The following is a 13,326-nucleotide window of genomic DNA, read 5'->3' as shown; positions in this document are numbered from 1 at the left end:
TTTGACCGTCCGACTCTGCCCGGGCGCCGGCGTTCCATGCCGGCGTGTCGCGTGCGTCAGTTGGTGGGCACGGCCGCACGCCGGGGGCTGGTGGCGCTGCCTTGGAAATCGGTCCAGCACTGGCGCGAGAAGTCGTAGAGCTTGCAGGCGCGTGCGGTGTCGAAATACCAGCGCCATGAAAAGCGCTGCACGATGATGCGGCCCGGCAGCAGATGCTCCAGCGTCTTTTGCGCCTCCTTCAGCCGGTACAGCGGGATGCTCATGTCCACGTGGTGCGCCGTGTGCTCCATGATGTGGTGGATCAGCGCGCCGATCTGCAGCGGAAAGCACAAGTGCACCGTGGTCGACACGAAGGGTTGCGCCCGTTGCCAGGCTGCTTTCTCGTCATGCCACTGCACGCGCACATGCGTGTGGTGGCCGTAGATCACAAAGCCGATCATGTGGAACCAGAACGCCATCGGCACGACAAAACCCAGCAGCACCGCGAGCCACACGGCCTGGCCCGTCGCGAGAGCACCCGCCACCAGCGCGGCAATCCACAGCGCGGCAAAGCCGGTGACCAGCGTGCAGTCCTTGGTGAAGATCGGCCGCCAGGTCTTGCCCATGGCCTCCTGGTTCGGGAACATCATCTTCTTCCACCAGATCTCCACCATGTAGTAGAGGCCCGGCCCCCAGCCGCTGCGGTACAGGCGCTCCATCGCACGGCGCAGCGGCGGCAGGGCCTCGTACTCGGCCCGGGTCAGCGGTGCCCAGACGAAGTCCACGCCCTTCAGATTCGTGAAGCCGTGGTGCACCACGTTGTGGCCCATGTCCCACAAGCTGAAGGCCGTCAGCGAGGGCAGGAAGGCGATGCGGCCCAGCCACTTGTTCAGCCGGCGGTGCGGTGTCAGGCTCTGGTGGCAGCCGTCGTGGCCGATGATGAACAGGCGGCCGATCACGAAGCCGGCCGCCAACCCGCACAGGGCGCGCAGCCAGATGGGATGCAGCGCCACGGTGCCGGCGATCAGCGCTGTGAACAGCAGCAGGTCGAAGGCCAGCAGGGCCAGCGCGTGCACCGTGCTGCGCTGGGAGATCGGGATCAGCCAGGCGCGGATGGTCTTGCGGTGGGGCAATGGTGTGCCCGTCGGCAAGGGCGCGGGCAGCGTCGTCGGCGGGGCGGGATCGGGAGCAGGCAGCATGGCACGGTGATGAGCGAATCGGTGCCCCCACCGTAACCGCGGGCGGGCGAGGCGTCGCTGATCCCGGTCAACAGATGGCGCGACCGATGGCGCGCCGCCTCGAGTTTCCACGCGGTTACCGCGTGTGAGAATGCGCGGGCTTTCATCGCCCGCGCGGGCGCCGCGCAGGAATGACGCCAGCCCAAGGAGACAAGAATGAGCCAGAACCGACTGCCCCGCCACGCGACCAAGATCGTCGCGACATTGGGGCCAGCCTCCAATACACCGGAGATGCTCGAGCAGATGATCGTGCACAAGGTCAGCGTCGTGCGCCTGAACTTCAGCCACGGCACGGCGCAGGACCACATCGCCCGTGCCGCCATGGTGCGCGAGGCCGCGCGCAAGGCAGGTCGCGAGGTCGCCATCATGGCCGACCTGCAGGGCCCCAAGATCCGCGTCGGCAAGTTCGTCGAAGGCAAGGTGCAACTGGTGCCGGGCGAGAAGTTCGTGTTGGATGCAGTCCGCACCGAGCTGGGCGACATCAACGGCGTCGGTCTGGACTACAAGGACTTGCCGCGTGACGTGAAGGCCGGCGACCGCCTGCTGCTCAACGACGGCCTGATCGTGTTGACGGTGGACGGTGTCAAGGGTGAACAGGTGCACACCACCGTCAAGCTGGGCGGCGAGCTGTCCAACAACAAGGGCATCAACAAGGAAGGTGGCGGCCTGACCGCGCCGGCGTTGACGCTCAAGGACATGGAGGACATCAAGACCGCCATGAGTTTCCAGGCCGACTACGTGGCGGTGAGCTTTCCCAAGAACGCCACCGACATGGAAATGGCGCGCCAGCTGTGCAACGTGGCGGCGGCCGAGTACGGCCACAAGCCCGGCATGATCGCCAAGATCGAGCGGGCCGAGGCCATCCCCCGTCTGGAAGAAATCCTGCGCGCCAGCGACGGCATCATGGTGGCGCGCGGCGACCTGGCGGTGGAGGTCGGCAACGCCGCCGTGCCGGCGCTGCAGAAAAAGATGATCCGCATGGCGCGCGACATGGACAAGGTGGTCATCACTGCTACGCAGATGATGGAGTCCATGATCAGCAACCCAGTGCCCACGCGCGCCGAAGTCAGCGACGTGGCCAATGCCGTGCTGGACGGCACCGACGCCGTGATGCTGTCGGCCGAGACGGCCTCAGGCCGCTACCCGCTGGAGACGGTGCAGGAGATGAGCCGCATCTGCGAGGCTGCCGAGGCCGCCGAAGACAAGCAGCTGGACGCCGACTTCAGCGGCCGCAGCTACAGCCGCATCGACCAGTCCATCGCCATGGGCGCGCTGTTCACGGCGCACCATGTCGGCGCCAAGGCCATCGTGGCCTTGACCGAATCCGGCTCCACCATGCTGTGGATGAGCCGCCACCGTGCCCACATCTCCATGTACGCGCTCACCTCGCGCCTGGCCACGCAGCGCAAGCTGGCGCTCTACCGCAATGTGCGCCCGCTGCTGATGGACGTGCACACCGACCGTGACACGGCGCTGGAGCAGGCGGAGGCCCACCTGAAGAAGCGCGGCATCGTGCAGAGCGGTGATGTCTACGCCATCACCTGCGGCGAGCCCATGGGCGCGCCCGGCGGCACCAACATGCTGAAGATCTGCAAGGTCAGCTGACGCGCGCCGACGCTGCGGCGCGCGGCCGCGTCAGTCGAAGCGGAACGACACGCCGGTGATGAACATCGCGTCCGTCTTCTTCACACCCACGCCCGGGTCGCTGTTGTAGCGGTAGCTCAGCCCGGCCGTCAGGTTCATATCCTTGGTCATGGCCACCGTGATGTTGGTATCGAACGTGGCGCGGTACGCACCCGTGTCGCGCAGATTCGGGAACACCGCGAAGCGCTGGCGCAGGCTGGTGGTGTCGGTCAGCTTGTGGTTCGATTCTTCGGCCAGCACCAGCTCCAGGCGGCCATACGTGTCGCGCAGTTGGCCGTCGACCTGCGCCGGCTGGCTGTAGCGGTCGCGGCTGTAGCCCAGACCCCCGGAGACGTCGAAGGTGGTGCGCTCGTTCCTGACCAGGTGGTAGCCCACACCCGATGCCACGGACATGCGCGTGGAAATGTTGGCCAGCGGGTCGCGCAACGCATCGGCCGTGCCGAAGCCGAACCACACCGGCGTCAGATCGCGCGTGTACTGCGTGCCCAGCGCATAGCGCTCGGTTTCGGTCACACCGTCGTGGCGGGCGTAGTTGGCCTGACCGACGACGGTCCATTTGTCGATGTTGCTGACCCGGGCGGCCTCGGCGCTCACATTCAGTGCGGCCGACTTGCTGTTGCCGGTGGACGCATTGGCGCCTGCGGTCAGCAGGTAGCGCCACTGGTTGTCCGGCTTCAACGTGACCTGGGCCGACGCCAGCAGCGGGGCTGCCAGCAAGGCCGCCGCAGTGGCGGTGGCGCGCAGGGGCAGGGTACTCAAGTGCATGCGAATCATCTTTCTTGGCTGAAAAATTCGATTGGACCCGCTGGTGGTGTGCACTGCAGCATGGGAGTTCACGAATGTGCCGGCGTGCAGCAGCTCGCGCAGGTGTCTCACGCGCGCGGAAGGCCGCGTCCTGCGCGACAACCGCGCGGTGGCCGGCATCCGGGTGGCCGTGGGCTCGATGTGCGCGGATTGCTGACAACTGATGGACGCGCCGGGGACAGGTTCTGTGCGAGTTACGGTCGAGTTACGGCCCAGGCCCGCTCTGCGCGGCCGGCTGGGCAGGGGGGCTCGCCCTACAATTGCCCGATTTTTCTTGCCGCAAAGCGGCTGTGTAACTTCAGAGAGGCGAACCAGTGAATCAGGATCAACTGAATAAGGTCACCACCGGCGGCGGTTTCATCGCTGCGTTGGACCAAAGCGGGGGCAGCACGCCCAAAGCGCTCAAGCTCTACGGCGTCGACGAATCGGCCTACAGCGGCGAAGCAGCGATGTACGACATGGTCCATGCGATGCGTAACCGCATCGTTACCAGCCCCGTGTTCGATGGCCGTCGCGTGCTTGGCGCGATCCTGTTCGAGATGACCATGGACCGCCAGTTCGACGGCATGGACGCGGCCCAGTACCTGTGGGAGAAAAAGCAGGTCGTGCCTTTTCTGAAGGTCGACAAAGGCCTGGCCGACGAAGCCGATGGCGTGCAGCTGATGAAGCCCATGCCCGAGCTCGACGCTTTGGTCGCGCGCGCCGTGAAGAAGGGCGTCTTCGGCACCAAGATGCGCTCGGTCATCAACAGCGCCAACGCCAAGGGCATCGACGCCGTGCTGGACCAGCAGTTCGCGGTCGGCCTGCAGATCCTGAAGGGCGGCCTGATGCCCATCATCGAGCCGGAAGTCAATATCAAGGCCACCGACAAGAAGGAAGCCGAAGCCCTGCTCAAGCAAGCCTTCCTGAAGCGCCTGGACGCGCTGCCGGCGGACGCCAAGGTCATGCTCAAGCTGACCATTCCCTCGGTCGACGGCTTCTACAGCGAACTCGTGAAGCACCCCAAGGTCGTGCGCGTGGTGGCGCTGTCCGGCGGTTACAGCCGCGAAGATTCCAACGCCATGCTGGCCAAGAACCCCGGCGTCATCGCCAGCTTCAGTCGCGCGCTGACCGAAGGCCTGTCGGCGCAGCAGACCGACGCACAGTTCGACGCCGCACTGGACACCGCAATCGAGTCGATCTACCAAGCATCGATCGCCTGACGGCACTCCGACGCCTCGCAAAAGGCCGCTCCACGCGGCCTTTTTTTGGCATACTCGTTCATACACATCAAAGGTGTATGACCATGGAGACCCGTACCAACATCGTGCTCGACGACGCGCTCGTCGAACAGGCCATGGCCCGTGCCGGCGTCAAGACCAAGAAGGCCGCCATCGAGGCCGCGCTGCGCGCCTACGTGCGCAAGCCGGACTACTCTGGCCTGCTGGCACTGGTGGGCACTGGGGTCATTGCAGACGATTACGACCCCAAGGCGCTGTTTCACGCGCAGTCCCATGTGGCCGAGCCGCAGGCGGCCTATCAGGTCAGCCCGGCCCGGCCTGCGAAGTCGACCGCCAAGTCGGCCGTGAGGTTGGCCACCAGGACCAACGCCCAGCGCGCGAAATGATTGCGGACTCGTCGGCCTGGATTGCCATGCTGCGCGGGTTCGACATTCCTGTCGCGCGCCGACTCATGCAGGTATTGCGGCGCGGCGAATCGCTGTACATGCCGGACGTCGTGTACCAGGAGGTGCTGCAAGGCGCCAGCGATGCGCAGCACTTCATGCGCCTGCAGTCGCAGCTGGATCTCGTTCCGCCGTTGGCCTGCGACGATCCCCGCGAAACCGCCCGCCGGGCCGCCATCCTCTACGCGCGGTGCCGCTGGCAGGGCATCACCGTGCGCAGCCCGAACGACTGCCTGGTGGCCGCCTGCGCGATCGAGACTGACGAACCTTTGCTGCATGACGACCGCGATTTCGAGCGCATTGCCGGTGTGGATCCGCGGCTGCATTTCGTGTGATGCCACGTGTTCGCCAGTGCGTCCTCTGAGCTTGGGCAAGGGCTTGCCGCCCTGCAGGCCGACCCCCGCGCGGCTGAGGGACAATTGGTCGCGATCGTTCTCTGACCTCTGCCAGCGCCCACCATGACCTCCGCACTGCACACCTCCAAGCTGACTTCTCTCCCCTTGCTCGCCCGCGGCAAGGTGCGCGACAACTACGCCGTGGGCACCGACCGCATCCTGATGCTGGCCAGCGACCGCATCAGTGCCTTCGACGTGATCATGGGCGAGCCGATTCCCGGCAAGGGCGCGTTGCTGACGCAGATGGCGCTGTACTGGTTCGAGCGGCTCGGCCACCTGTGCCCCAACCACCTGACCGGCGAATCACCCGAGAGCGTGGTGGCACCCGACGAGGTGGACCAGGTGCAGGGCCGCGCCATGCTGGTCAAGCGGCTGAAGCCGATCCCGGTCGAGGCCGTGGTGCGCGGCTATCTGGCCGGCAGCGGCTGGAAGGAGTACCAGGAAGGCCAGGCCGTCTGCGGCGTGCCCTTGCCGGCTGGCCTCACGAACGCCAGCAAGCTGCCCGAGCCGATCTTCACACCCGCCGCCAAGGCCGAAGCCGGCGAGCACGACGAGAACATCACCTACGAGAAGGTGGTCGAAATCGTTGGCCCGGCGCTGGCTGCGCAGATCAAGGACACCAGCATCCGCATCTACCAGGCCGCCTGCGAGATCGCGCTGGCCAAGGGCATCATCATTGCCGACACCAAGTTCGAGTTCGGCTTGGACGAGGCCGGCACGCTGGTGCTGATGGACGAGGTGCTGACGCCCGATTCCTCACGCTTCTGGCCGGCGGAGAGCTGGCAGGAAGGCATCAACCCGCCCAGCTACGACAAGCAGTTCGTGCGTGACTGGCTGGAATCCTTGCGCATCAACGGCAAGCCGTGGGACAAGACGCCGCCAGCGCCGCGCATGCCGCGCGAGGTGATCGAGAAGACGGCCGCCAAGTACCAGGAAGCCTGGCAGCGCCTGAGCGCCTGAGCTGGCGGGCCTCGCCCGGCCGCCCGAAGATGGCCTCGCCGCGCCGGGCAGAAGTTCTCCCTACGTCCCATGGCTGCCAACTCGGCAGCCTTTTTGTTGCATAAATCGATCAGGTTCGATCCGGATGGTGAAGCGCCGGCGAACGGCATAGCCTGCGTGGCCGGTTCGCACCGATGCCCGGCGTTCGCAACCCGCGCGTACGCGCGCAAGGAGACAACATGGGACGGATTCACACGGGGGCCGTTTGCGCGGCCGTGGCTGCCCTGCTGGGTGGCGCAGGTGAGGGCAGGGCGACGGTCGACGCGGGGGCGGCCGGCGATGCAGCGCGACGGGACGCGCAGGCCAGCCGCGGCGACGACGGCAGGGGCCACAACGTGCGCTTGCGCGTGCTGTCCAGCGCGCCGGAAAGCGTCTCTGGCGGCGACGCGCGCATTGCCGTCCAAGCCCCGAGGGGCTTGCGCGACAAGCTGGAGATGCGGCTGAACGGCCGGGTGGTGCGACCTGCGCTGCAGCCCACCGAGGAGGGACTGGAAGGCGTGCTCGGCGGCCTGGCCCTGGGCCGCAACGTGCTGGAGGTGGGCCTGCGCAGCGGCAACGGCAACGGCAACCAGCGCGACCGCCTGGTGTTGACCAACCATCCGATCACCGGCCCGATGTTCACCGGCCCGCAGCAAACGCCGTTCGTCTGCACCACCGTCCAGGGCGCTGTTGCACGCCAGCCGCTGGTGGACAGTGCCAGCCCGCCGGGCCATGCGGTCTTTGACGCGCAGGGCCAGGTCATCGGCTACAGCCGCAATTGCTCCATCGACACCTTCGTCAGCTACCAGTACCGCAACACGGCCGGCGCGTTGCAGCCCCTGCCGGCCGGTGGCGCGCGCCCGGCCGACATGGCCCAGGCCACGTTGGCCGATGGCCGCCAGGTGGACTTCGTCGTGCGCCGTGAGATCGGCAGCATCAACCGCTTCCTCTACAGCATCGCCATGCTGGCACCCCTGCCCGGTGCCGACAACGCGGCCCAGGCCGACACCAGCCGGTGGAACGGCAAGCTGATGTACTGGTTCCAGGGCGGCGTAGCCGTCGGCCATAGCCAGGGCACGGTGCACGGTGGCTCGATGAACCTGGACGTGCTGGGCCAGGGCTGGGCCATCGTGCATTCCAGCGGCAACAACACCGGCACGCACTACAACATGAACCTGGCCGGCGAGACGGCCATGATGACCAAGGAGCGCTTCGTCGAGCGCTACGGCGTGCCGCTCTACACCGTGGGGCTGGGCGGCTCCGGTGGCGCCATCCAGCAGTACCTGATCGCGCAGAACCACCCGGGTGTGCTGGACGGCCTGCTGCCGGTGCAGAGCTACCCCGACATGGTCACGCAGACCATCCACGTCGGCGACTGCGAGCTGCTGGAGCACTACATGGACGCGACCGACCGCGCCAACCCCAAATGGCGCGTTACGAAAAACCGCACGTTGCTGGTCGGCATGAACGCGCAGGAGAACCCGCCCGGCGGCCCGAACACCCGCGTGAACGACCCGCTGGCGCCGCTGAAGACCGCACTGGGCTACAGCACGGCAGTTGGCAGCAGCGAATGCGTGCCGGCCTGGCGCGGCCTCACGCCGCTGACTTTGAACCCGCTGTACGGCCAGGCGCCGAACCAGCAGTTCTACGTGCCGCAGAGCGACATCGCCGCCATCCGCTGGACGCACTACGACGACCTGCGCAACGTCTACGGTGTGGACGCCAGCGGCGCGGCACGCTCCACCTGGGACAACGTGGGCGTGCAGTACGGCCTGAAGGCGCTGCGCGCGGGCCAGATCACGCCCTCGGAGTTCATCCACCTGAACTGGCATGTGGGCGGCTGGAAGCACCCCAGCGACATGGTGCAGGAGGGCTTTCCGTTCTTCGGCACCGGCGCGGCCGAAGTCAACAAGGCGCTGACCATGCCGGGCTATTTCGACCCCTGGAGCCGGCGCAACATGCACCTGGGTACCGACGAGGCGCCGGCCCCGCGCACGGTGGGCGACGGGCGAGCCATGCGCGCGGCCTATACCTCGGGCCATGTGTTCCACGGCAAGCTCGACGTGCCCGCCATCGACCATCGCCAATACATGGAGCGTGAGCTGGACATGCACAACAGTCACCAGTCCTTCGCCGTGCGCGAGCGTGTGCAGGACCGCATGGGCGACAGCGACAACCTGGTCGTGTGGTTCACCGACACCGTGCCCGGCGTGCCCAAGGCCAGCCAGACGCTGGAGGCGCTGGGCGTGATGGACCGCTGGCTGGCCAACATCCGCCAGAACCCGCACCGGGGCATCGTGCGCAACAAGCCGGCCGAGGCGGTGGATGCCTGCTACGACCAGCAGGGCCGGCGCATGTTCGCGGGCGACGGTGTGTGGAATGGCATCCTGGACCGGCGCGCGCCAGGCAACTGCACGCAGGCGTTCCCGTTGTACGGCACCTCGCGCACGGTCGCTGGCGCGCCGCTGGAAGGCGGCATCTACCGCTGCGCGCTGAAATCGGTGGAACGCGCGATCTGGGACGGCAGCTACGGCGACTGGCGGCCCGATGCGAACGAAGCCGCGCTGCTCAAGCGCATCTTCCCGCAGGGCGTGTGCGACTACCGTCGGCCGGACCAGGCCAGGCCGTGAGGCGTGGCGGCTGCTGCAGGGCGGCCGCTTCGCGCACCCCGCGCCGGAGCGGCCGCCTCAAGTCGGCAGCGCAGGTCGGCAGCCTTGGGTGGGCGACCTCAGCGCGGCGGCTGTTGGCCTCTCAAGCGCTCAGTTCAGCGCCATGCTGAGCTTGCGGCGGTAGCTGGAGACCAGCGCCGCCTGCGGGTCTTCCACCATCGCGGCCTTGCCGGTCAGCTCGATGCTGCCGGCAGCCTTGCCACCGGCTTCGGGGCCGGCCTTGGGCTTGGCTGGGCTCAGCAGCTCCAGGATGGCGACATAGGTCTTGCGCGGCGCTTCGTCGCCCCACTTCTTGTCGCGCATGATGATCTCCAGCAGCTCATCCATCGCGCCCACCCATTCGCCATGGGCCAAGAGCACGCGGGCCTTGGCCAGGCGCAAATCGAAATCGCGCTTGTTCTCGGCAATCTTGGCGTCGAACTGCTCCACGCTCCATGCCTGGCGCGGGTCGGTGGCAATGGCCTGCAACGCACTGCGCCAGTTGGACAGCGCCTCGAAGCGCAACTGCACGGGGATCTGCACCAGCGCCGGCTGCAGCGCGGCGCCGGCATCGTCCAGGTGGCCGGCGCTGATCAACAGCTTGATGTAGTCGTAGCGCGCATCGTCGTTGGCCGGGTTGATGGCCAGCGCCTCCTGCAGCTTGATGAGCGCGGCGTCGGTATCGCCCGAAGCCAGCAACTCCTGGGCGGCATCCACATCGTCGGCGCTGGCAAGCTCTTCCTCGGCCGGCACGTGCTTGTCCAGGAACTCGCGAATCTGCGCCTCCGGCACCGCGCCCACGAACCCATCGACCGGCTGACCGCCCGAGAACATCACGCAAAACGGAATGCTCCGCACGCCGAACATCTGGCTCAGCTGCTGGGCGATCTGCGGCACCTTGTCGGCGTCCAGCTTGGCCAGCAGGAAGCGGCCTTCGTAGTCGCGCTCCAGCTTTTCCAACAGCGGGCCGAGCTGTTTGCAGGGCCCACACCACTCGGCCCAGATGTCCAACAGCACAGGCTGGGTGGCGGATGCATCGATGAGGTCGGACTGGAAATTGTCGAGAGTGATGTCAATCATCGGGAGCACCTGGGGGTGAAAAGTAAAATTGCGACATGAGCGCAGTTCAAATCGGAATCGTCATGGGCTCCAGCAGTGACTGGGACACCATGCAACATGCGGTGGGGATTCTCACGCAATTCGCCATCACCCACGAAGCACGGGTGGTCTCGGCCCACCGCATGCCGGACGAGATGTTTGCCTATGCCGAAGCGGCCGCGCCGCGCGGGCTGAAGGCCATCATCGCGGGGGCCGGCGGCGCCGCGCACCTGCCCGGCATGCTGGCGGCCAAGACCACGGTGCCGGTGCTGGGTGTGCCGGTGGCCAGCAAGCACCTGCAGGGCGTGGACTCCCTGCACAGCATCGTGCAGATGCCCAAGGGCATCCCGGTCGCCACGTTTGCGATCGGGGTGGCCGGCGCTGCCAATGCGGCGCTTTTTGCGGTGGCCATGCTGGCCACCGAAGACCCGGCCCTGCGCGCCAAGCTCGAGGCCTTCCGCGCTGAGCAGACGGCTGCGGCGCGTGCCATGCAGTTGCCGCCCGTATGAGCGCCGCGCCGGGCCGCCCCAAGCAAGCTCGCACCGAAGGCGAAGCCGAAGGTACCCCAGTGAGCACCGCCACCGCCGGGCCGTCCCACGGTGCACCGCACGGCATCGTCTCGCCGCTGCCATTGCTGCCCGGCGCCACGCTGGGCGTGATGGGTGGCGGCCAGCTCGGCCGCATGTTCGTGCACGCCGCACAGCGCATGGGCTACTTCACTGCCGTGCTCGATCCGGATACGGCCAGCCCGGCCGGCCGCGTCAGCCACCACCACGTGGCCTGCGACTATCTGGACGCCCAGGGACTGGCCGAACTCGCAGCGTGTTGCGACGCCGTCACCACCGAGTTCGAGAACGTGCCCGCCCCGGCGCTGGCCCTGCTGGCCGAGCGCCTGCCGGTGGCGCCGGCCGCTGCGGCCGTGGCCATTGCCCAGGACCGGGCGAGCGAGAAAGCGCACTTCACGCGGCTGGGCGTGCCCTGTGCGCCGTATGCCGTGATCGAGACCGAGTCCGATCTCGCCCGGGTGCCCGCCACGTTGCTGCCCGGCATCCTCAAGACCAGCCGGCTCGGCTACGACGGCAAGGGGCAGGTGCGCGTGAAGACGCAGGCCGAACTGGCCGCCGCGTGGGACAGCCTGCGGCGCACTGCTTGCGTGCTGGAGCAGATGCTGCCGCTGGCCGCCGAATGCTCGGTCATCGTCGCGCGTGGGCGTGACGGCCAGATGGTGCACTTCCCCGTGCAGCACAACCTGCACCGTGACGGCATCCTCGCCGTGACCACCGTGCACGACGGTGTGCTGCCGGCCCCCGTTACTGACCAGGCCATCGCTGCGGCCAGAGCCATTGCCGAAGGGCTGGCCTACGTCGGCGTGCTGTGCGTCGAATTCTTCGTGTTGCAGGATGGCCGGCTGGTCGTCAACGAGATCGCGCCGCGGCCGCACAACAGCGGCCACTACACCCTGGACGCCTGCGACGTCTCGCAGTTCGAGCTGCAGGTGCGCACGCTGGCGGGCCTGCCGCTGGTGCCGCCGCGCCAGCACAGTCCGGTCGTCATGCTCAATGTGCTCGGCGACCTGTGGTTCGACGCCAATGGTGTGCGCACTGCCACCAGCGCCGAGCCCGTCAGCCCGCCGTGGGCGCAGGTGCTGGCGCTGCCCGGCACGCACCTGCACCTGTACGGCAAGACCAAGGCCAGCCGCGCCCGCAAGATGGGGCACCTGAACATCACCGGCGACACGGTAGAAGGGGTGCGCGCCACGGCGCTGCAGGCGGCTGCGCTGCTGGGCATCGCCGCGTTCTGATGACGGTGCTTGCCGCCGACACCCCGGGCGCCATCGACCGCGCCGCGCAGGCCCTGGCCGACGGCGAGCTGCTGGGCCTGCCGACCGAGACCGTCTACGGCCTGGCGGCCGACGCGGGCAGCGATGCGGCCGTGGCGAAGATCTTTGCCGCCAAGGGCCGGCCCAGTGATCACCCGCTGATCGTGCACGTTGCCCCCGGTGCGCCCGGCGCCGTGCCGCCCGCCGTGGCCGCGTTTGCCGCCGCCGTGCCGGCCTGGGCCGAGGCCCTGATGCGCGCGTTCTGGCCCGGACCGCTGACGTTGATCCTGCCGCGCCGCGCCGATGTGGCCGCCGCCGCGGCCGGCGGGCAGGATTCCATCGGCCTGCGCTGCCCCTCGCATCCGATCGCGCAGGCCGTGCTGCAGGCCGCTGCGCGCAAGGGGGTGCACGGCGTGGCCGCGCCCAGCGCCAACCAGTTCGGCCGCGTCAGCCCCACCACTGCTGCGCACGTGGCATCCGAATTCGGCGACGCCTTGCTGGTGCTCGATGGCGGTGCCTGTGCGGTCGGCATCGAATCGACCATCGTCGACTGCACCCGCGGTGTGCCCGTGCTGCTGCGCCCCGGTGGCATCGACCGGCAGCAGATCGAGCGCGCCTGCGGCCTGCCGCTGCGCAGCAAGGAGGAACTGGACGCGCCCGATCCGCGCGCCTCCGGCACGCTGGAGGCGCACTACGCCCCACGCGCGGGCGTGCGCCTGATGACGGCGAGTGCCCTGCAGACGGCGCTGGATGTGCTGGGAGTCGAGCCGGATGCCGTACTGCTCAGCGCGCCTGCCGACGCGCCCGCCATTGCGGTCTACGCGCGCGCCCTGCTGCGCAGCCCGTCCGGGCGCGTGGTGTTCCGCCGCATGCCCGACGACGCTGCTGCGGCGGCGCAGCAGCTGTTCGCCATGCTGCGCGACCTGGATGCCCTGGGCGTTCGCCTGATCTGGGTCGAAACGCCGCCCGACACGCCCGCCTGGGAAGGTGTGCGCGACCGCCTACAGCGCGCGGCGGCGGCCTGACGAGGCCGCAAGTGCCCCCGCCGTACACTCGACCA

The 13,326-nt window shown here is 68.0% G+C and carries 12 protein-coding genes; 9 read left to right on the top strand and 3 right to left on the bottom strand.

The genetic code is table 11. From position 1 onward, the window contains the following. Positions 1 to 56: 56 nt before the first annotated feature. A complete protein-coding gene (locus tag AC099J_RS13200) occupies positions 57 to 1,178 on the bottom strand; it encodes a fatty acid desaturase (RefSeq protein WP_479615713.1) in 1,122 nt (373 codons plus the stop codon). Positions 1,179 to 1,373: 195 nt separating this feature from the next. On the opposite strand from AC099J_RS13200, the gene pyk reads away from it, so the two are divergent. Further along, positions 1,374 to 2,822, top strand: a complete 1,449-nt coding sequence (pyk, locus tag AC099J_RS13195; protein ID WP_479615712.1) for a pyruvate kinase — start codon at positions 1,374 to 1,376, stop codon at positions 2,820 to 2,822. 30 nt (positions 2,823 to 2,852) lie between these two features. On the opposite strand, the gene AC099J_RS13190 is transcribed toward pyk, so the two are convergent. Continuing rightward, complete coding sequence (locus AC099J_RS13190; protein WP_479615711.1) at positions 2,853 to 3,626, bottom strand: DUF481 domain-containing protein; 774 nt, start codon at positions 3,624 to 3,626, stop codon at positions 2,853 to 2,855. 353 nt (positions 3,627 to 3,979) lie between these two features. Between AC099J_RS13190 and AC099J_RS13185 the strand changes: the two genes are divergently transcribed. The 5 genes from AC099J_RS13185 to AC099J_RS13165 all read left to right on the top strand — a co-directional run bounded on the left by AC099J_RS13185 (position 3,980) and on the right by AC099J_RS13165 (position 9,331). Next, the gene (locus AC099J_RS13185) at positions 3,980 to 4,867 is read left to right on the top strand and encodes a fructose bisphosphate aldolase (RefSeq protein ID WP_479615710.1); all 888 of its coding nucleotides are present in this window, start codon (positions 3,980 to 3,982) and stop codon (positions 4,865 to 4,867) included. 83 nt (positions 4,868 to 4,950) lie between these two features. Next, a complete protein-coding gene (locus AC099J_RS13180) occupies positions 4,951 to 5,271 on the top strand; it encodes a type II toxin-antitoxin system VapB family antitoxin (protein WP_479615709.1) in 321 nt (106 codons plus the stop codon). After that, positions 5,268 to 5,663 (top strand): type II toxin-antitoxin system VapC family toxin, encoded by a 396-nt coding sequence (vapC, locus tag AC099J_RS13175; RefSeq protein ID WP_479615708.1) that lies wholly within the window; start codon positions 5,268 to 5,270, stop codon positions 5,661 to 5,663. The genes AC099J_RS13180 and vapC overlap by 4 nt, the downstream gene beginning before the upstream one ends. A 123-nt stretch (positions 5,664 to 5,786) precedes the next feature. Then, complete coding sequence (locus AC099J_RS13170) at positions 5,787 to 6,683, top strand: phosphoribosylaminoimidazolesuccinocarboxamide synthase (protein WP_479615707.1); 897 nt, start codon at positions 5,787 to 5,789, stop codon at positions 6,681 to 6,683. Between the two features lie 218 nt (positions 6,684 to 6,901). Next, positions 6,902 to 9,331, top strand: coding sequence for a DUF6351 family protein (locus AC099J_RS13165; RefSeq protein WP_479615706.1), 2,430 nt, complete (start codon positions 6,902 to 6,904; stop codon positions 9,329 to 9,331). A 129-nt stretch (positions 9,332 to 9,460) separates the two neighbouring features. On the opposite strand, the gene AC099J_RS13160 is transcribed toward AC099J_RS13165, so the two are convergent. Continuing rightward, a complete protein-coding gene (locus AC099J_RS13160; protein WP_479615705.1) occupies positions 9,461 to 10,429 on the bottom strand; it encodes a tetratricopeptide repeat protein in 969 nt (322 codons plus the stop codon). Positions 10,430 to 10,464: 35 nt separating this feature from the next. On the opposite strand from AC099J_RS13160, the gene purE reads away from it, so the two are divergent. The 3 genes from purE (at position 10,465) to AC099J_RS13145 (ending at position 13,291) form a co-directional block, all read left to right on the top strand. Then, complete coding sequence (purE, locus tag AC099J_RS13155) at positions 10,465 to 10,956, top strand: 5-(carboxyamino)imidazole ribonucleotide mutase (RefSeq protein ID WP_479615704.1); 492 nt, start codon at positions 10,465 to 10,467, stop codon at positions 10,954 to 10,956. Positions 10,957 to 11,060: 104 nt separating this feature from the next. Beyond that, positions 11,061 to 12,248, top strand: coding sequence for a 5-(carboxyamino)imidazole ribonucleotide synthase (locus AC099J_RS13150; protein ID WP_479615918.1), 1,188 nt, complete (start codon positions 11,061 to 11,063; stop codon positions 12,246 to 12,248). Next, the gene (locus tag AC099J_RS13145; RefSeq protein WP_479615703.1) at positions 12,248 to 13,291 is read left to right on the top strand and encodes an L-threonylcarbamoyladenylate synthase; all 1,044 of its coding nucleotides are present in this window, start codon (positions 12,248 to 12,250) and stop codon (positions 13,289 to 13,291) included. The genes AC099J_RS13150 and AC099J_RS13145 overlap by 1 nt, the downstream gene beginning before the upstream one ends. Positions 13,292 to 13,326 lie beyond the last annotated feature (35 nt).

The organism is Rhodoferax sp. RT4P68, from assembly GCF_056521305.1.
The sequence above is the reverse complement of the archived record's forward strand: the minus strand, read 5'-3'. Positions and strand labels throughout refer to the sequence as shown.

Coding starts and splice junctions, on each gene's coding strand:
- AC099J_RS13200 (WP_479615713.1), bottom strand. CDS start 1,178: ATGCTGCCTGCTCCCGATCCCGCCCCGCCGACGACGCTGCCCGCGCCC.
- pyk (WP_479615712.1), top strand. CDS start 1,374: ATGAGCCAGAACCGACTGCCCCGCCACGCGACCAAGATCGTCGCGACA.
- AC099J_RS13190 (WP_479615711.1), bottom strand. CDS start 3,626: ATGCACTTGAGTACCCTGCCCCTGCGCGCCACCGCCACTGCGGCGGCC.
- AC099J_RS13180 (WP_479615709.1), top strand. CDS start 4,951: ATGGAGACCCGTACCAACATCGTGCTCGACGACGCGCTCGTCGAACAG.
- vapC (WP_479615708.1), top strand. CDS start 5,268: ATGATTGCGGACTCGTCGGCCTGGATTGCCATGCTGCGCGGGTTCGAC.
- AC099J_RS13170 (WP_479615707.1), top strand. CDS start 5,787: ATGACCTCCGCACTGCACACCTCCAAGCTGACTTCTCTCCCCTTGCTC.
- AC099J_RS13165 (WP_479615706.1), top strand. CDS start 6,902: ATGGGACGGATTCACACGGGGGCCGTTTGCGCGGCCGTGGCTGCCCTG.
- AC099J_RS13160 (WP_479615705.1), bottom strand. CDS start 10,429: ATGATTGACATCACTCTCGACAATTTCCAGTCCGACCTCATCGATGCA.
- purE (WP_479615704.1), top strand. CDS start 10,465: ATGAGCGCAGTTCAAATCGGAATCGTCATGGGCTCCAGCAGTGACTGG.
- AC099J_RS13145 (WP_479615703.1), top strand. CDS start 12,248: ATGACGGTGCTTGCCGCCGACACCCCGGGCGCCATCGACCGCGCCGCG.